At 66.0% G+C, this 18,857-nt stretch carries 14 protein-coding genes; 8 read left to right on the plus strand and 6 right to left on the minus strand.

Features of this window, described 5'->3' with window-relative positions; genetic code table 11:
* The first annotated feature begins 192 nt into the window (after positions 1-192).
* Positions 193-2,172 (plus strand): choline BCCT transporter BetT, encoded by a 1,980-nt coding sequence (gene betT / locus AC13GA_RS09165; protein ID WP_482997929.1) that lies wholly within the window; start codon positions 193-195, stop codon positions 2,170-2,172.
* An 80-nt stretch (positions 2,173-2,252) separates the two neighbouring features.
* On the opposite strand, the gene AC13GA_RS09170 is transcribed toward betT, so the two are convergent.
* Positions 2,253-4,880: a TonB-dependent receptor gene (locus AC13GA_RS09170; RefSeq protein WP_482997930.1), complete on the minus strand. Its 2,628-nt coding sequence runs from the start codon at positions 4,878-4,880 to the stop codon at positions 2,253-2,255.
* Between the two features lie 249 nt (positions 4,881-5,129).
* Positions 5,130-6,107: a zinc-binding dehydrogenase gene (locus AC13GA_RS09175; RefSeq protein ID WP_482997931.1), complete on the minus strand. Its 978-nt coding sequence runs from the start codon at positions 6,105-6,107 to the stop codon at positions 5,130-5,132.
* Between the two features lie 431 nt (positions 6,108-6,538).
* Between AC13GA_RS09175 and AC13GA_RS09180 the strand changes: the two genes are divergently transcribed.
* From AC13GA_RS09180 to AC13GA_RS09195, 4 genes are all read left to right on the plus strand, one after another.
* On the plus strand, positions 6,539-8,902 hold the full coding sequence (locus tag AC13GA_RS09180; protein ID WP_482997932.1) for a ribonucleoside-diphosphate reductase subunit alpha: 2,364 nt from the start codon (positions 6,539-6,541) through the stop codon (positions 8,900-8,902).
* 109 nt (positions 8,903-9,011) lie between these two features.
* Positions 9,012-10,052, plus strand: coding sequence for a ribonucleotide-diphosphate reductase subunit beta (locus tag AC13GA_RS09185; protein ID WP_024957408.1), 1,041 nt, complete (start codon positions 9,012-9,014; stop codon positions 10,050-10,052).
* A gap of 25 nt (positions 10,053-10,077) precedes the next feature.
* Entirely contained in the window at positions 10,078-10,545 is a 468-nt protein-coding gene (locus AC13GA_RS09190; RefSeq protein ID WP_482998095.1) for a flavodoxin, read from the plus strand.
* A complete protein-coding gene (locus AC13GA_RS09195) occupies positions 10,517-10,843 on the plus strand; it encodes a thioredoxin family protein (protein ID WP_180866554.1) in 327 nt (108 codons plus the stop codon). Before AC13GA_RS09190 ends, AC13GA_RS09195 begins: the two co-directional genes overlap by 29 nt.
* A 61-nt stretch (positions 10,844-10,904) precedes the next feature.
* On the opposite strand, the gene AC13GA_RS09200 is transcribed toward AC13GA_RS09195, so the two are convergent.
* Positions 10,905-12,236 (minus strand): Nramp family divalent metal transporter, encoded by a 1,332-nt coding sequence (locus tag AC13GA_RS09200; RefSeq protein ID WP_482997933.1) that lies wholly within the window; start codon positions 12,234-12,236, stop codon positions 10,905-10,907.
* Positions 12,237-12,352: 116 nt separating this feature from the next.
* Between AC13GA_RS09200 and mntR the strand changes: the two genes are divergently transcribed.
* Entirely contained in the window at positions 12,353-12,823 is a 471-nt protein-coding gene (gene mntR, locus AC13GA_RS09205; RefSeq protein WP_014037494.1) for a manganese-binding transcriptional regulator MntR, read from the plus strand.
* A gap of 68 nt (positions 12,824-12,891) precedes the next feature.
* Here the strand turns inward: mntR and AC13GA_RS09210 are convergent, their stop codons facing one another.
* From AC13GA_RS09210 to fabR, 3 genes are all read right to left on the minus strand, one after another.
* Positions 12,892-13,452 carry a thioredoxin-like domain-containing protein gene (locus AC13GA_RS09210; RefSeq protein ID WP_136637858.1) on the minus strand — a complete coding sequence of 187 codons (561 nt, stop codon included), beginning with the start codon at positions 13,450-13,452 and terminating at the stop codon, positions 12,892-12,894.
* A complete protein-coding gene (locus tag AC13GA_RS09215) occupies positions 13,442-15,598 on the minus strand; it encodes a TonB-dependent receptor plug domain-containing protein (protein WP_046987067.1) in 2,157 nt (718 codons plus the stop codon). Before AC13GA_RS09215 ends, AC13GA_RS09210 begins: the two co-directional genes overlap by 11 nt.
* 277 nt (positions 15,599-15,875) lie before the next feature.
* Positions 15,876-16,532: an HTH-type transcriptional repressor FabR gene (gene fabR, locus AC13GA_RS09220; RefSeq protein ID WP_005409961.1), complete on the minus strand. Its 657-nt coding sequence runs from the start codon at positions 16,530-16,532 to the stop codon at positions 15,876-15,878.
* Between the two features lie 92 nt (positions 16,533-16,624).
* Between fabR and AC13GA_RS09225 the strand changes: the two genes are divergently transcribed.
* Together AC13GA_RS09225 and AC13GA_RS09230 are read left to right on the plus strand one after the other, a co-directional pair.
* Positions 16,625-17,695 carry a ferredoxin reductase gene (locus AC13GA_RS09225; RefSeq protein WP_046986156.1) on the plus strand — a complete coding sequence of 357 codons (1,071 nt, stop codon included), beginning with the start codon at positions 16,625-16,627 and terminating at the stop codon, positions 17,693-17,695.
* Positions 17,696-17,707: 12 nt separating this feature from the next.
* Positions 17,708-18,856 carry a fatty acid desaturase family protein gene (locus AC13GA_RS09230; protein WP_046986157.1) on the plus strand — a complete coding sequence of 383 codons (1,149 nt, stop codon included), beginning with the start codon at positions 17,708-17,710 and terminating at the stop codon, positions 18,854-18,856.
* Position 18,857: the final 1 nt, after the last annotated feature.

The following is an 18,857-nucleotide window of genomic DNA, read 5'->3' on the forward strand; positions in this document are numbered from 1 at the left end:
GACAGTACGCGCGTGGCCGCGATGCACGCGGTCCGCGCGCGGCTGCGCTTGCAGGCGCGCTTCGGCGCGCGCGTGATAGCACGGAATGGTGGACCGGGCCTGTGACCGCAGGCTGCAACTTCATGCTCTGTCCACTGCGGTTCAGCCACAATCGGTCGGCTAACCCTTTGATCTACCGGAGAACGCCGCCCCATGGAAGTACTGGAGCCGCAACAATCCCCGGTGCGCACCCTTCGACCTGTGTTCGCCTTCGCGGCGATCGTTGTCGTGGCGTTCGCGCTGTTCGTCAGCCTGTTCCCGCTCGGTGCGGGCCGCCTTCTGGTCAAGGCGCAGGACTGGGCCGCCCTCAATGTCGGCTGGTACTACCTGCTGGCAATGACCCTGTACCTGGTGTTCGTGGTCGGCGTGGCGCTGTCCAAGTATGGCGGCATCAAGCTCGGCGCGGACCATGACGAGCCGGAGTTCAGCTATCTCTCCTGGGCCGGCATGCTGTTTGCCGCCGGCATCAGCATTACGCTGTTCTTCTTCTGCGTCTCCGAACCTCTGACCCATTACATGCAGCCGCCGCAAGGCGATCCGGCGGCCGGTGAGGCCGGTGCGCGCCAGGCCATGCAGCTGCTGTTCCTGCACTGGGGCCTGCATGGCTGGGGCGTGTTCGCGCTGGCGGCGATGGCGATGGCCTACTTCGCCTACCGGCACAATCTGCCGCTGGCACTGCGTTCGGCCCTCTACCCGCTGATCGGCAAGCGCATCAATGGCCCGATCGGCTACACCGTGGACGCGCTGGGCATTGTCGCCACCGTGTTCGGCATCGGCGCCGACATGGGCTTCGGCGTGCTGCACCTCAACGCAGGCCTGTCGCACCTGTTCAACATCCCGCACTCCAACCTGGTGCAGATCATCCTGGTGGTCGCCATGATGGGCGCAGCGGTGGCGGTGGCCGTTTCCGGGGTGGAAAAGGGCGTGCGCTGGATGGCCAACATCAACATGCTGCTGGCGATCGCGCTGGTGCTGTTCATGCTGAGCGCCGGCCCCACCCAGTACCTGCTCAGCACGCTGATGCAGAACCTGGGCGACTACCTCGGTAGCGTGGTGGGCAAGAGTTTCGATGTGTACGCCTATGGCGGCCGTCCCGAATGGCTGGGCGGCTGGACGGTGTTCTACTGGGCCTGGTGGATCGGCTGGGCGCCGTTCGTCGGCCTGTTCATCGCCCGCATCTCGCGTGGCCGCACCATCCGCGAGTTCGTGTTCGGCGTGCTGCTGATCCCGCTCGGCTTCACCTTGGCGTGGCTGTCGATCTTCGGCAACAGTGCACTGGACCAGGTGCTGCACCATGGCCAGCAGCAGTTGGCACAGCTGGCGGTGGATGACCCACCCACCGTGCTGTATGCCCTGCTGGATGGGTATCCGTGGAGCAAGGCGGTGATCGCGGTGACCGTGCTGATCAGCTTCATCTTCTTCGTGACGTCGGCGGATTCGGGGGCGGTGGTGTTGTCCACGCTGTCCTCGCATGGCGGTGCGCCCGAGGACGATGGCCCACGCTGGCTGCGCGTGTTCTGGGGCACGGTGATCGCGGTGCTGACCGCTGGCCTGCTGTTGGCCGGCAGCATCGATGCATTGAAATCGGCGGTGGTGCTGGCGTCGCTGCCGTTCTCGGCGGTGCTGTTGCTGATGATGTGGGGCCTGACCCGCGCCTTCAGCGATGAGTCGCATCGCAAACGCGCGCAGCAATACCGGCCTTCGCCGCTGATCGGCGACGACCGCCACCACCAGGGCTGGCGCCAGCGCCTGACCCAGGCCATGCATTTCCCGGTGCGCGACCAGGTCTACCGCTTCATGGACGACACCGTGAAGCCGGCGATGGAGGCGGTGGCCGAGCAGCTGCGAGGGCAGGGTTGGGATGTGGCCACGCGCTTCGAGGCCGGTGACATGGAGCTGTCGGTGAATCACGGCGAGCAGCAGGATTTCCAGTACCGGGTAATCCTCAGTGGCTACCTGACCCCGTCCTTCGCCGCACAGCAGCTGCGCAACCAGCGCTATTACCGCGCCGAAGTGCATCTGTACGAAGGCAGCCAGGATTACGATCTGGTGGGCTACAGCCGCAAGCAGATCATCAACGACATCATCAGCCAGTACGAACGGCACCTGCAGTTCCTGCATCTGAGCCGCTGATGCGGTGGGTGCGGTGGTAGTGCCGGCCGCTGGCCGGCAACGCGAACGGGGCGGCGCATCACCGCCGCCCCGTTACCGCTTCAGAACCGGTAGCGAGCGCCGAGCGAGACGAACTGCCCGCGCAGGTTGTACTGGCTGATGTCGAAGCCATTGGAGCCGCCGGCCGGATCGAACGGCGGGTCCTTGTCGGTCAGGTTCAGCACCGACAGCGACAACGTGGTGTTGGCAATACCTTCGTAGGCCACGTACAGGTCCAGCTGGTGATACGGCTTGATGCGGTCGCGCAGGCCCGGGTTGCTGGTCGCCGTCGCTACGCGCTGGTCGTAGCCGCTCACGTACTGCAGGCTCAGCGTACTGCTCCAGTCGCCCACCGCCCAGTTCAGCGAGGTCGTGCCGCGCGTACGCGGCAGCGCGCCGTGGCGGTTGTTGCCGGCCCCTTCGTACGGCGCCTGGCCGGCCACCAGCGGTTGCTTGAAGCTGAGCAGGTGGGTCCAGCTGCCGGCCACGGTGAAGTTGCCCCAGCCATCGGTGCGGAAGGTGTGGTTGGCGTCCAGGTCCAGGCCCGAGGTGGTCAGCTCACCCTGGTTGGCGTACTGGTTGGTTATGAACTGGATGCGCCCCTGTGCATCGCGCTGCACGCGCCCGGGGAACAGCGTCGGGTTGTCGACGATGAACTGCGCGCTGTCCGGCTTGACCAGGTTGTCCTGCTCGATGCGGTACCAGTCCAGGCCGATGCTGGTATCGCCATCCGGCGACCACACCGCGCCCACGTTGAAATTGCGCGAGCGTTCGGCCTTCAGGTCCGGGTTGCCGGTGCGGATGTTGGTCACGCCACGGCTGCCGCCGGGCTGCAGCGGATCCAGCGGATCGATCACCGAGCCGTAGCTGACGGTCTGGCCCGGCGCGATTTCCGGCAGCGACGGCGCACGGAAGCCACGCGAGAACGAGCCGCGCAGCAGCAGGCTGTCCAGCGGCTGCCAGCGCAGCGCCACCTTCGGCGAGAACGCCTTGCCGAAATCATCGTAGCGGTCGCCGCGACCGGCCAGCTGCAGTTCCAGCGTGCGGTGCAACGGCACGCTCAGTTCGGCGTAGGCGGCACTGACCTGGCGCTCGCCGTTGACCACGTTGATGGCCGGGCGCAGTTCGGTGCCCGACAGCACCTGCGCACTGGTACGCGCATCCAGCGATTCCTTGCGGAACTCGGCGCCCCAGGCGAAGCCGACTGCACCGGCCGGCAGCTCCCACAGCGAGGTCGAGGCCTTCACGTTCAACGCGTGCAGCTTGTACCAGCCCGGGCGCTTGGTCTGCAGGCGCAGTGCATCCAGCGCCCCTGGTGTGCTGGACGGGTTGAGGAAGTTGTAGCTGCCATCGCGCAGGATCTGCTCGAACGCGTAGCGGTTGACGAAGTTGTCGACGTACTCGCGCTGTGCACTCTGCGAGGTCAGCGCTGCCACTTCCCAGTCCCAGCGCTCGCCGCTGCCGCGCACGCCGGCCAGGGCACGGTAGAACACCTGGGTGTTGTCCTTCAGTCGCGGGCCGAGATCGAAGAAGGTGTACTCGAACGGCAGCGGCGTGTTGCCCGGATTGTTCGGATGACCGACCGGCAGCACCGCCGGAACGTCGATCAGGGTGCCGGTGGCCGGGTTGTAGGCGCGCAGACCCGGGCCGACGGTCAGCGGCGCGCTGAAGATCTGGTCGGCCTTGTTGTGGCTGTACAGCACGTCGGCGAAGGCCTCGACGCTGTCGTTGAAGCGGTAGGTCGCGCTCAGCGACGCCTGCAGGCGCTCGGCGCCGGGCTGCAGGGTCTTGAACGGTTGCGCGTTGAAGGCGCAGGCCTGGCCGGGCAGGGTGCTGCCGAAATCGCTGTACGGGCGCAGTTGGCTGCCGTCGGGGCAGTTGGCGAACGGCTGCGGCGCGCGTGGGTTGGACAGCCAGTTACCACCGGCAGTGGACCAGCCGGCCAGGCGGCCACCGGGCTTGTCGCGGAAGTCACCACTGCGGGTATAGGCGCGGTCATCGCCATCGAGGCGGTCGCGCTTGAGCAGGTCCAGCCCGAACAGCACATTCCAGCCCTGCTGTTCCAGATCACCGAAGCCGGCCAGCAGGTTGGCCTTGCGCTCGTCCAGTCCACCCTGGGTGGCGGTACCGAAACCACCGCCGACTTCTACGCCCTGGAAGTTCTTTCGCAGGATGATGTTGATGACGCCAGCGATGGCATCTGAGCCGTACACTGCCGAAGCGCCATCCTTCAGCACTTCGATGCGCTCGACCGCGCTGATCGGCAGTGCGTTGAGGTCGACGAAGGTGTCCTGGGTATTGAGTGCAAAGCCGAAGTTGGAGACGCGATAGCCGTTGACCAGCACCAGCGTGTTCTTCGGCGACAGGCCGCGCAGGCCGATCGACGCCGAGCCCGCGGCGAAGCTGCCGGTGTACTGCTCGTCGAAGCTGTTGCCGGCGTTGGCCGACAGGTTGCGCAGCACGTCGGTGAGGGTGGAGCGGCCGGTCTGCTCGATCTGTTCGCGGCTGACGATCTGCACGGGGTTGGGCCCAGCGGTATCGCTGCGCTTGATGTTGGAGCCGGTCACAAGCACGGTGCCTAGGGTGGTGCTGTCCTTGCCGGAGTCGGCGGTTTCAGCGGCGCCGGCAGCGCCGGCGATGAGGCCCAGCGCGATGGCGCTGGCAAGCAGGTTCAGGGTGGTGCGGTACATGGAAGCGACAACGCCGAACGGGGGAGGAGCCATCAGTACCGCACGCAGCCCCGTGCGCCTTCCAATGACGAAAGCGCATTCAGTTATACATCACAGGTTCTTAACGAAAGTCTGCACCCTCGATGGGGCGGTCTGCGCTTCGGTGGGTGAGGACCGCTCTTTGGTGGGGGCGGACCGTTGGTCCGCACTCCTCCCAGGGGGCAGATCCCTTTCCAACGGAAAGGGATCTGACCCCGGCTGTCCAGCCCATCAAGGCCGCAGCAACACCTTGCCGTTACGGCCCGAACCCGCGCCGGCCTTCGCTGCCTGGGTGATGTCGTCCAGCGCGAAGATCTGCTCCACCGGCAGGGTCAGTTCGCCGCTCGCCGCACGCTTCAGCAGTTCGCCAACCAGCCGGCGCTTGTCCTCCACCGCCATTGCCTGGCTGACCTTGCTGCCCCAGAAACCCTTCACCGTGGCTTCCTTGTAGATCAGGCCACCGGCGGGAATGCGCATCGGCTCGCCGCTCATCACCCCGAACGACACCAGGGTGCCGTGGTGGCCGAGCAGGTCGACCAGATCGCCGCTTGCGTCGCCGCCGATGGAGTCCACCGCGGCCGCGGCCTGCGCTTCGCCGGTAGCCTCACGCACGCGATCCTTCCAGCCGTCTACCGAGGTGTCGAACACATGATCGATGCCCAGCGCCTGCAGCTGCGCGACTGCATCGGCATTGCGCACCAGATTGGCCACATGCACGCCACGCGCCCGCGCCAGCATCGCCAGCGACTTGCCCACCGCGCCGTTGGCGGTGTTCTGCACGATCCACTGGCCCGCCTCGACGTGCAGGAACTCCAGCAGCATCAGCGCGCTCAGCGGCATCGCGATCAGCTGTGCGGCCATTTCGTCGGGGATCGCCTCCGGCATCGGAATCACCATGCGTGCCGGTGCAATGAACGCTTCGGCCCAGGTGCCGTGCACCGAGGCGGCGGCCACCCGCTGGCCGATCTGCAGGCCGTCGACGCCATCACCGAGTGCATCGACCACGCCCAGTGCTTCACTGCCAGCGATCGCCGGCAGCGTCGGCTTGTAGCCGTAGAGGCCACGCACGGTCAGCAGGTCGTGGTTGTGGATCGAGGCCAGCACGGTGCGGATGCGCACCTCGCCGGGGCCGGGCTCGGGCAGGGCGGCATCGACAATGGCAAGGACGTCGGCCGGGTCGCCGAAGGAGGGGTACTGGGCAGCGCGCATGGGCGGTGTTCCGGGGAAAGTTGAAGTTGTACCGAACTGGGGACGCAGGCGCCGTCGACAAGGCGCCGCAGGTGCAACACGGCATCCTGCGACTGATCGTCGCGACATGTACTGATTACTGCATCTTGTGTTGACGAGTTCGGATATCCCCACTATGTTGTGGCCGTCACTCCCGGTCAGCCGCCGCCGCCGGACATGCAGCAAACGTCCCGCGGCCCGCCCCTGAAGGCTTGCCGTGTCGACGCGGCCGCCACCGTGCGGACGCAGGTCGCCCCCACGGCCCGGATACCGGCCGCAGGCGCAGGCAGATGCCGACGACCTACGTTCCCGTGCCTTGGCAATCCACCCGTTCGCCCTGTGCGCCGGTATCGCGTGCAGGGCCGCCATGGTATCGACCGCCAACGCGCGTACGAGCCTGGAGTTCCACCACCATGACCGACAGTACCTTCCGCGTGGCCGATCTGGCCGGCGCTGGCGACGCCTTGCGCGCCGGTGGCGAGCGCGTGCCGACCTGGATCACCAAGGAGGCCGGCAACCGTCGCCTGCCGTTCGAGGCCGATCGCCTGCAGCGCAGCATCGATGCCGTGCATGCCGAGCTCCCGCAGCTGGATGTGAGCGACTACCGCCGCGTGGTGCAGGCGATGGTCGAGCGCAAGCCCAGCATCAGCGCCGATGATCTGGTGGATCTGCTGATCCGCGAAGCGGAATCGCGCGTCGACCTTGTCGCGCCGCAGTGGGAACAGTTCGCTGCACGCCTGTACCTGCGCCGGCTGTACAAGCGCGCCAGCCGCAACCGCTTCTACGATGTCAGCCTGAAGTACGGTTCCTACGTGGGCCTGCAGGAAAGCCTGGCCGACCGCGGCATCTACAGCAATGACATCCTGCGCTGCTATTCCAAGGAAGAGCTGCAGCAGGCCGGCGAGATGATCGACCCGGAACGCGACCGCCTGTTCGCCTACAACGGCCTGTACCTGCTGGCCACGCGCTACCTGGCCAGCGACCGCAGCCGCGAGGTCTACGAACTGCCGCAGGAGCGTTGGCTGACCATTGCCCTGTACCTGATGCAGGAGGAAAAGCCGCGTGAGCGGCGCATGCAGTTGGTCGGCGAGGCGTATTGGGCGCTGTCCAATCTGTACATGACGGTAGCTACGCCGACGTTGGCCAATGCCGGCAAGGTGGGCGGGCAGCTGTCGAGCTGCTTCATCGACACGGTGGACGACAGCCTGCAGGGCATCTATGACTCCAATACCGATATCGCCCGCGTGTCCAAGCACGGCGGCGGCGTCGGCGCCTACCTGGGCTACGTACGCAGCAGCGGTGCGCCGATCCGTGGCGTGGCCAACTCCTCCGGCGGCGTGGTGCCGTGGATCAAGCAGCTCAACAACACGGCGGTGTCGGTCGACCAGCTTGGCCAGCGCAAGGGCGCGGTGGCGGTGTACCTGGACATCTGGCACCGCGACATCGAAGCCTTCATGGACCTGCGCCTCAACAACGGTGACCAGCGCCTGCGCGCGCACGATGTGTTCACCTCGGTCTGCGTGCCCGACCTGTTCATGGAAGCGGTCGAGCGTCGCGCCGACTGGTACCTGTTCGACCCGCACGAGGTGAAGCAGGCCAAGGGCTGGTACCTGCAGGACTTCTACGACGAGAAGCGTGGCTCGGGCAGCTTCCGTGACCGCTATGCCGAGCTGGTGGCCGACGAGCGCATCAGCCGCCGCACGGTGAAGGCGATCGATCTGTTCAAGCGGATCATGCTCAGCCAGCTGGAGACCGGCAACCCGTTCCTGTTCTACCGCGATGAGGTCAACCGCAGGAATCCGAACAAGCACGCGGGCATGATCTATTCCAGCAACCTGTGCACTGAGATCCTGCAGAACATGAGCCCGACGCGGATGATCCAGGAGATCGTCAGCGGCGACCAGATCGTCACGACGCGTCGTGCCGGTGACTTCGTGGTCTGCAACCTGTCTTCGATCAACCTCGGCCGTGCGATCAGTGCACCGGATGACCTGTTGGCCACCGACGTGCTGGAACGCCTGATCCCGATCCAGGTGCGCATGCTCGACAACGTGATCGACCTCAACGCACTGCCGGTGCCGCAGGCCACGATCACCAACCGCAAGTACCGCGCCATCGGCCTGGGTACGTTCGGCTGGCACCACCTGCTGGCGCAGCAGTCGATCCAGTGGGAGTCGCAGGATGCCGAAGAGCTGGCCGACCGCCTGTACGAGCGCATCAACTTCCTGACCATCCAGGCCAGCGCGCAGCTGGCGAAGGAGAAGGGCAGCTACCCGATGTTCGCCGGCAGCGATTGGCACAACGGACGCTACTTCAGTGACCGCGACTACAGCGGCGCGGCCTGGGACAGCCTCGCCCGCGAGGTCGCCACGCACGGCCTGCGCAACGGCTGGCTGTTGGCGGTGGCGCCGAACATGAGTACGGCACAGATCGCGGGTTCCACCGCCTCGATCGACCCGATCTACAGCGCGTTCTACTACGAGGAAAAGAAGGACTTCCGGCGTCCGGTGGCCGCACCGGGCCTGTCGCTGGAGACCTGGCCGTACTACGAGAAGGGTGCCTACAAGGTCGACCAGTTCGCCAGTGTTCGCCAGAACGCGCGCCGCCAGCGCCATGTCGATCAGTCGATCAGCTTCAACCTGTACGTGCCCAGCACCATCCGCGCCAGCACGCTGCTGGAGCTGCACCTGAGCGCCTGGCGCGAAGGCCTGAAGACCACCTACTACGTGCGCTCCAACGACATCGACATCAGCGAATGCGAGTGGTGCTCCAGCTGACCGCCGGCGACCCACGGTAGTGCCGGCCGCTGGCTGGCAACCCCGCGATCTACGGTAGCGCCGGCCGCTGGCCGTCAACACGATAGAAAGAGAACGAAGGCAGAAAACCATGGCAACTCCCCTCGACCGCATCAAGATCCTAGAACCGCGCCACCCCAACCGCAGCACCGGCATCATCAATGGCCGCACCAGCGGCATCCTCAACTGGAACGACATTCCGTACCCGTCGTTCTATCGGGCCTACAAGGAGCTGTCGACCAACTTCTGGATTCCCGATGAGGTCGACATGAAGCTGGATGCCCGCCAGTACGGCGAGCTCAACGCGCGTGAGAAGAATGCCTACGACTCGATCATCGGCCTGCTGGCCACGCTCGATTCGCCGCAGACCCGCTTCATCTACAACGTGGCCGAGTACATCACTGACCCGGCTGCGCATGCGAATGCGGCGATCATTGGCCAGCAGGAGGTGATCCACAACGAGAGCTACAGCTACGTGCTGGCCTCGATCACCGACCTGCCGAACCAGAACCGCATCTTCGAGATCGCCCGCACCCACCCGACCATCATCAAGCGGAATGCCCCGATCATGGGCGCGTATGACGACTTCATGCGCGAGAAGACTGCCGAAACCCTGCTGAAGTCGCTGATCCAGTCCTCGATCCTGGAAGGCATCAACTTCTATTCCGGGTTTGCGTACTTCTACAACATGGTGCGGCAGAACCGCATGAACGGTACCGGCAAGATCATCAGCTTCATCAACCGTGACGAGCTCGCCCACACCAAGTTCATCAGCGAGCTGATCCGCGCCATCATCGGCGAGAACCCGGAGCTGCAGACCAACGAGTTGACCGCCTACGTGCACCAGTCATTCGAGCATGCCATCGAGCTGGAGACGCAGTGGTCGTCGGAGGTGCTGGACGGTATCGACGGCATCGACGTGGACGAGATGGTGCGCTACGTGAAGTACCGCGCCAACAAGATGGCCGGCATGCTCGGCATCGAGCGCCTGTACAGCGACACCACCGACAACGTGATGCCGTGGATCAAGGCCTACGCCGACAACTTCACCGAAACCAAGACCGACTTCTTCGAGATGCGCAATGCAAGTTACAAGAAGACCAACGTCGACAACGGCTTCGACGACCTCTGAGCCGGGTGAAGCGCTGAGCATTCTGCTGGTGGTGGCCTCGCTGAGTGGCAACACCCGCGAGCTCGGCCGGCAGATTGCCGAGCGTTGCCGTGCTGCAGGCCACGCGGTGCACTGGCAGGAGGCCGACGACCTGCGTCAGGCACCGCCATTGGCCGCTGATGAGGCCGACCTGGTGCTGCTGGGTTGCTGGACCGACAACGCCGGCCGCACGCCGGCGGAGATGAAGGCCTGGGTGGCCGGCATCGCCGACCGCGGCGAGCGGCCACGGCAGCTGGCGGTGTTCGGCACCGGCGAGACGCAGTGGGGACAGGAGTATTACTGCGGCGCCGTGCACCGGCTGATCCGCTATTTCCACAGCGACTACCCGCCGCTGGAGATCGAACAGATGCCGCATGGCGAACGCCATGCCGGGGCCATCGAGGCCTGGACCGATGCGGTCCTGGCCCACTACTGGAGCAACACCGATGCAGATCATCGACGCCACCACGCCTGAGCAGTTCCAGCAGCTGCTGGCCGAGCACCCGCGGGTGCTGGTGGATTTCCACAAGGACCAGTGCCCAGGGTGCCGGATGCTGGAAATGTCGCTGCATCGCGTGGCGACCAGCAGTGCAGGGCAGGGCACCACCCTGCTGCGCGTGCAGCTGGAAGTGCTGGGTGAAGCGTTCTTCAGGGAACTGGGGTTGCGTCAGACGCCGACGCTGTCCCTGTTCCGCGACGGCGATGAGCGCACCCGCCTGGCCGGGTTCCAGTCGCCGCAACAGATTGAGGCCGCGATCGCGTTGCATCTATGACGCAGAGATGGCGGGGTCGGATCCCTTGCCTCCGGCAAGGGATCCGACCCCGGCATTGGCGTCACCCGCCGGCGAAGGTATCCACCAGCAGTTTCACGTTCAGCACCACGATCACCAGCGCGATCACCCAGGCGATGCTGCCCAGCCAGCGCGGGGCCACCAGCGCGCCCATCGTCACTTTGTCGGTCACGATGCGTACCAGCGGGATGATCGCGAAGGGCAGCTGCATGGACAGCACCACCTGGCTCAGCACCAGCAGCTTCACCGCGCCCTGGTCGCCGAACAGCATGATGACCACCACCACCGGAATGATCGCCAGTGCGCGGGTGATCAGCCGCCGCAGCCACGGTGGCAGGCGCAGGCGCAGGAATCCTTCCATCACGATCTGCCCGGCCAGTGTCGCGGTCACCGTGGAGTTCAGGCCGGAGGCGAGCAGTGCCACCGCGAACAATGTCGAGGCCAGGCCGACGCCCAGCATCGGTGCCAGCAACTGGTGCGCCTGCTCGATGTCTTCCACGTCGAAACGGCCATTGGCATGGAACACCGCCGCTGCCAGGATCAGGATGCTGGCATTGATGAAGAGGGCCAGAGTAAGTGCAATGGTGCTGTCGGTAACCGCCCAGCGAAGCGCACTGCGGCGGCCCTCATCGGTGCGTGGGTAGGCGCGGGTCTGCACGATCGACGAATGCAGATACAGGTTATGCGGCATCACCGTGGCACCAATGATGCCGATGGCGATGTACAGCGCATGCGGATCGGTCACCACCTGCGCGCGCGGAATGAAGCCGCCCAGCATTGCCATCACCGGCGGCGCGGCCATCGCGATCTGCACCACGAAGCAGGCGAAGATCACCATCAGCAGCGCGATCACGAAGGCTTCCAGTGCACGGAAGCCGCGGTTCATCAGCAGCAGCACCAGCAGCGTGTCCAAGGCCGTGATCACCGCGCCCCACAGCAGCGGCAGGTCGAACAGCAGCTTCAGTGCGATCGCGGTGCCGATCACCTCGGCCAGATCGCAGGCGATGATCGCCGCCTCGCATAGCGCCCACAGCGCCAGGTTCACCGGCTTCGGGTAACGCGCGCGGCAGGCCTGCGCCAGGTCCATGCCGGTGGCGATGCCCAGCCGCGCCGACAGCGCCTGCAGGATCACCGCCATCAGGTTGGAAATGAGGATGACCGACAGCAGCAGGTAGCCGAAGCGCGAACCGCCGGCGAGGTCGGTGGCCCAGTTGCCGGGGTCCATGTAGCCGACCGAGATCATGTAGCCCGGGCCGAGGAAGGCCAGCAGGCGGAACCACCAGTGGCCCTTGTCGGGCACCGCCACCGAGGCGTTGAGCGCACCCAGGCTGGCCGCAGTGGAGGCCGAAGGGTCGCGGGGTGCCAGGGTGCTCATGGATTCGAATATAGCTCCTGCTATAGTCATTAGCAATGTGAAACAATCGTCTTTATCGCGTTACTGGTCCAGAATTCAGGTTCAACACCGGAACTACCGGAAGGACAGGCGCAGGCGTGGGCAAGACCGATGATTCGACATCGCTGAAAAGCACCCCCTTGATCGAGGCCGAGCGCCAGGTCGAAAGCTTCCGGCAAGTGCGTGAGGCGCACCGTATGGAGCTGGTGGAGGACTATGTCGAGCTGATTTCGGACCTGCTGGCCGACGGCGGCGAGGCCCGCCAGGTCGACATCGCCACCCGCTTGGGAGTGGCCCAGCCCACCGTGGCGAAGATGCTGCGGCGCCTGGCCCGCGATGGCTGGGTGGTGCAGCGTCCGTATCGTGGCGTGTTCCTGACCCCGGAAGGCGAGGCGCTGGCGCATGCCAGTCGCCAGCGTCATCAGACCGTGGAGCGTTTCCTGCTGGCGCTGGGCGTGGACCCGGATACCGCCCGACGCGACGCCGAGGGTATCGAACACCATGTCAGCGAGCAGACGTTGGCGTTGTTCGAGGCGTTCGTGCGCAAGGCCGAGGGCGGGGCGCCGTAACGGCAGCGCCGGGCCATGCCTGGCGGCCGTAATGTGGCGTCACGCATTTCGCCGGGCATGGTCCGGCGCTACCGCGATTGGGTGCCGGCGTTGGGACAATGGGCCTGCTGCTGCGCGCACGCCCGGTTCGTCCATTCTTTCAACACAGGCTGCAGGCCTTGATAGCGTCGCCCGTGCCAGCCATTGGCCAGCACTTTGCCGTCGGCATCGATCAGCACCAGATTCGGCGGTGCCAGCCCGGCCAATGCCTGCAGTGCCGGCATGCGCGCGGCGCGGCGCGGGTCCAGCACCGGCCACGGCATGTCCTGCGCGTGCATGTAGCGGCGCAGCGCGCTGTCGCTCTCATCCAGGCTGACGTAGACCACTTCGGTATCGGCGCCGGCCTCGCGCAACGCGTCACGCACGCTGCGAAGGGTCGGTACGAAGGCATGGCAGGGCGCGCACCAGTCGGCACCGAAGTACAGCGCCACCAGTTTCGGCGGCGGTGACCACTGCATCGGCCGCAATGATCGCTGTTCCGGCCGCATCAACGAGGCCGAGACCTGAGCATGCAGGTCCGCGGCTATCGCCGGTGTGGCCAGCAGCACGGCACAGGCCAGCAACAGCGCTCGTAGTGGATCAGAACGCATAGCGCAGGTTGACGTACCACGAGCGCGCGAAACGCGGCCCGTAGACATAGTCGCTGTCACGCAGCGCGCCCACTTCCAGATCCTTCTGGCGCTGGTCGAATACGTTCTTGACGCCTGCGGCTACCGACACTTCCTGCTGCGCCTGCGCGCCCAGGTGACGGTGCCAACGCGCCCCGAGGTCGGTGACCAGGAACGAGCGCGTGCGGTGCAGTTCGCCCAGCCGGTTGTTCAGCACCGACATCGGGCCGGTGTGGCGCAGCGCGACGAAGGTTTCCCACGGTTCGGCCGGCATCCAGCTGAGCTGGGCCAGGCCGGTCCAGCGCGGCGTCTTCAGGTAGTCGCGGCTTTCGATGACGGTGTCGCCACCGTCGCCGGTGTCATCGAAGATGCGCTGCGGTTCGCGGAAGCGCGAGCGGTACCATGAGGCGCCTGCGGTCAGGCGCCACTGTGGCGATGGCTGCCAGCCGAGGTTGGTTTCCGCGCCCAGCACGTTGGAGCCGGAAGCGTTGTAGCGCAGCTGGCTCAATTGTCCGTCATCGCCGCGCTGGATCTCGCCCAGCGCGAAGGTGTCGCGGATGCGCGCATAGGAGGCAGTGGCATCCCAGCTCCAGACCGGATTCGCCGGGTCCGAGCGCCAGTCGAAGCCGAACAGCGTGGTCAACGCACGCTCTTCCTTCAAGCCGTCGGTATTGCGCACGCGCACCTGTTCCCCGCCAAGGGTATCGACATGCACGTCCTCGACGAAGATCTCCGGCGCACGGAAGCCGGTGGCAATGCCTGCCCGCCATTTCAGGTTCGGCGTGGCCTGCCAGGCCAGCGCGATGCGCGGCGAGAACACCGCGTTGTCCAGCTCCGAGCTCTTGTCCACGCGCGCACCCAATACCAGGTCGACGTTGTCGCGCAGGCTCCATTCGTCCTGGATGAAGGCCCCCAGGTTGTGGAAGGTAGCGTCCTCCAGAACCGCAAGGCGCTGGCCGTCACCGGTGCGGTTGTCGTCGCGCAGCGCCTCGTGCTTGTACTGCACGCCAAAGGCCAGCGCGTGCGCGCCCAAGCGCCAGTTCAACTGGCTGTCGATGTAGTGCAGCGGGTTGTGGGTGCGGCCGTACTGGCGCCACGAACGCGAGGCCGCGCTGCCGGTCACGTTCGGGTCCAGCTGCGACGGGTCATAGCCGGGCACCGACGGATCGGTGACGACGTCACCTAGACCGCCATAGAAACTGTCGCGGTCGATGTCGGCGAAGGCGTAGGCCAGGCGGAAATCGAGGTCGGCATTGATCTCCTGGTCCCACGACACGCTGCCTCGGCGGTACTTCGTATCCAGCGATTCGGCGATGTTGGCCAGATACTCGGGCTGGTCCAGGCGGTTGCCGCCGCGGCGGGTTTCATCGGTTACCTGCAGGTCCAGGCGCAGCCGCGTGCCCGGCGTGGGCGCGTACCAGGCCTGCAGCCCGCCGACCTTGAGGTTCTTGCGGGTGATTTCGGTATAGCCATCACCGTTGTAGTCGATGCCGCTGTTCCAGTTGCGCTGGGCAATCACCGATAGGCCGGCGTCTGCTTCCTTGGCCACCAGGTCCAGTCGCACGTCGGCATTCTTCTGCGGTGTGCCCTTCAGCACATCCACACCGGCCTGCACATGGCCACCGCTGCGCGCCGGCAGCGGGGGAATCAGGTTGATCACACCGGCCACCGCGCCCGGCCCATAGAGTGCCGAGCCGCCGCCCTTGACCACTTCGATGCGGTCGACGAAGCCGGCCGGAATCTGTTCCAGGCCGTACACGCTGCCCAGCGTGGACAGCAGCGGAATGCCATCGAACAACAGCTGGTTGTAGGCGCCGGGCAGGCCCAGCAGCTGTACTTCGCTGGTGTTGCAGTTCTGGCAGTTGCTCTCCACGCGCAGGCCGTTGATCAGCTCGGCGGCGCGCGAGAAGTCGGTAGCCGCGCGCAGCGCGATGTCTTCCTTGCGCAGCACCTCGGTGCGGATCGGCACGTCCGACAGCAGGCGTTCGCTGCGGGTGGCGGTGCTGACTTTGACCTGCACGCGGTCCAGCTCGGTCGGCTTCGGAGTGGCCGCCAGCGCGGGCAGGGGCAGGGGCAGGGAAATGGCGGCGGCCAGTGGCAAGCGGCGGAGGATGAGGGAAGCGGGCATGACGCGTCGTCCTTGGGGAGGGAGGGCGGCGAGGGCGACCTGGCTGGTGCATATGAAAGCAGTGGCTTATAGATATAGCAAGTGCTATATAACGAAGTCGCAGCAAACCGGTGCGCCGCACAAGTCCAGAGGGATCATGGAGGTGTTATAACATTACATTCAACGCCTGCAACCCTGCCGGTGGTCATGCGCGGGGGATGGCGTTGCTGCGTGGGGCGGGGTGGCTGGGGTCAGAGTCCTTTCCTGAGGAAAGGGATCCGACCCCGGAGCCCTAACGTCAGCCGCGGCGGAATGCGGCCGGGGTGCGGGCGCCGACGATGATCATGCGGATCATCGTGGAGATCTGTTCGACCAGCTCCGGATCCTTCTCCGGCGGCAGGTCCATGGCGGTGGCGCCCATCGCGAACACCAGCCGGGTGATGGCCTTGGCCACCAGCTCCGGGGCGTGCAGCACCGCGCCATCCAATGCGGCCAGGCGCACCAGATCGTGCTGCAGCTCTTCCTCGAAGTAGTGCAGCTCGCGTTCGACCGCGTGCTTGAAGTCGTCCGAGCCGACCGCGCCTTCGCGCAGCAGCACATGCAGCAGCTTGTCGTCGGCGCGCAGCTGCTCCATGAAGGTCTCCACCGAGACCCGCACCACGCTGGTGGCGGTGGAGGTGGCGCGCTGCCGGGCCTCGCCGATGATGGTGCGCAGCGAACGGCCAGCCGCGTCGATCAGCGCCACGGCCAGCTCGTCCATGTCGCGGAACTGCCGGTAGAAGCTGTTCGGGGCAATGCCGGCTTCACGTGCCACTTCGCGCAGGCTGAGCGTGGACAGGCTGCGGTGCGGCCCGATCAACTTCAGGGCGGCGGCCAGCAGATCCTCACGGCTCACCGTACGGCGGGCCGGGCTGTTGGCATCTTCGGGCGTCGACAAAGCGGTGGCGGCGGCCATGGGGGTTCCGGTGGGGCGAGGCTGAATCATACCCAATCCGGTTCAATATACACATGTATACACAGGTGTATGTGCGCCCGTATAGTGCGCCCATGAGCGCTGTCGTCCGTCCGTCCCTGTTCTCTCCATACCGCTGGGTCTCGCCGTCGCTGTTCGATTTCTGGGCGGGCCAGCTCAATCCCCTGTGGACCCTGCGCGAGCCGATGGCCCGCCTGGTCCGGCGCGAGCCGGCCGGCGAGGGCGCGGCGACCCTGGTCCTGCGCACCAACCGGCACTGGGCCGGCATGCGTGCCGGCCAGCACGTCACCCTGGGCGTCGAGATTGAAGGGCGCCTGTGGCAGCGCAGCTACAGCCCCACCGCACTGGGTCGGCGCGAGCTGGCGATCACCGTCAAGGCGATCGACGGTGGCCGGGTCAGCCAGCATCTGGTCAACCATGCGCAGCCGGGCGAACTGTTCCGCCTCGATGCCGCCTTCGGCGAGTTCCATATGCCGGCCGCGGCGCCGGTGCTGCTGCTGGCGGCCGGCAGTGGCATCACGCCGATGCGCAGCCTGTTGCGCGAGGCCTGCCAGCGCCCGCTGGCGGCGCCGGTGGACCTGTTCTACTGGGAGCGCACCGCTGCCCATCTGCAGTTCCGTGATGAACTGCAGGCGCTGGCCGCAGCGCATCCGAACCTGCGCGTGCATCTGCTGACCACCCGCGAGGGTGAAGCGCCGGCCGCGCGTATCGATACCCATGAACTGCAGGTGGCCGGCGATGACACGCCGTTGGTGCAGCGCCATGTGCTGGCCTGCGGCCCTGATGGCTTCGTTGCCGCCGCGCGTGAACGCCTGGCGCACCAGGTGGCCGGTTTCCAGGCCGAAGCCTTCACTCCGCCGGCGCCGCTGCGCGATGCCAGCAGCGAAGGCGAGGTGTCGCTGACCCTTGCGCGCAGTGGCCGCCAGCTGAGCGTGCCGCGTGGCCGCTCGCTGCTGGAAAGCCTCGAAGCCCACGGCATCAAGCCCAAGCATGGCTGCCGCATGGGTATCTGCAACAGTTGTAGTTGTGATCGCGTCAGTGGTGCCACCCGCCACCTGCGCACCGGCGACCTGCAGTCTGAATCGGCGCAGCCGGTGCGGATCTGCGTGAGCGCGCCGACCACCGACCTGACCCTGGATCTCTGAGGACCCGTTGCCATGACCCGCGCTACCGACCGTGCTCTGAGCACCACCGAGATGCAAGCCTTCGGCCAGGAACTCGATGCGATCCGCGACCGCGTGATCGGCAGCCTTGGCGCTTCCGATACCCGCTACATCCGCCGCGTGGCCGCCGCAGTGCGCTGGTTTGGCGTGGGTGGCCGTGGCCTGCTGTTCCTGGCGGCGTTCTCGCCGTTGTTCTGGATGCCGCTGCTGTGGCCGGCCGCGATCACTGGCACGCTGCTGCTGGCGCTGTCGAAGATCCTGGAGAACATGGAGCTGGGCCACAACGTCATGCACGGCCAGTTCGACTGGACCGGCGACCCCAAGCTTAACGGCAACACCTACGAGTGGGACATCGTTGCCACCGCCGACAACTGGCGCAAGACCCACAATTTCCGCCACCACACCTACACCAACGTGCGTGGCATGGACGATGACATCGGCTACGGCCTGCTGCGCATCTTCCCGGAACAGCGCTGGAAGCCGTTCTACCTGCTGCAGCCGATCATCGCGCCGATCTTCGCGCTGCTGTTCCAGTGGGGCGTGGCCGCGCAGGACCTGCGCCTGGGTCGTTGGCTGAAGGGCCGCATCAGTGGCCGTGCGATGTGGATGCAGACCCGCCCGGTGGCGCGGAAAATGGCCCGTCAGGTGCTGAAGGACTACGTGTTCTTCCCGCTGCTGGCCGGCCCGTTCTTCCTCACCGTGATGCTGGGCAACATGGTGGCCAACGGCCTGCGCAACATCTGGACCTACGTGATCATCTTCTGCGGCCACTTCACCGCCGAGTCGGAAACCTTCCCGAAGGAGTGCCTGCGCAATGAGTCGCGCGGCCATTGGTACCTGCGCCAGCTGCGCGGTTCTTCCAATATCAGCGGCGGCTTCCTGATCAACGTGCTCTCGGGCAACCTCAGCCACCAGATCGAGCACCACTTCTACCCCGACCTGCCGGCCAACCGCTATGCGGCTATCGCCAAGGAAGTGAAGGACATCTGCCGCCGTTACGGCCAGCACTACAACAACGGTTCGCTGCCGCGCCAGTTCGGCCAGGTGGTCTGGCGCATCCTGCGCCACGCGTTCCCGAGCAAGCCGCGCCGCCTGCCGATGTCGGACATCATGTCCGCACCGGCATCGGCCAACGCGGGCTGAT

This window comes from Stenotrophomonas sp. 22DLJC03 (genome assembly GCF_056861405.1).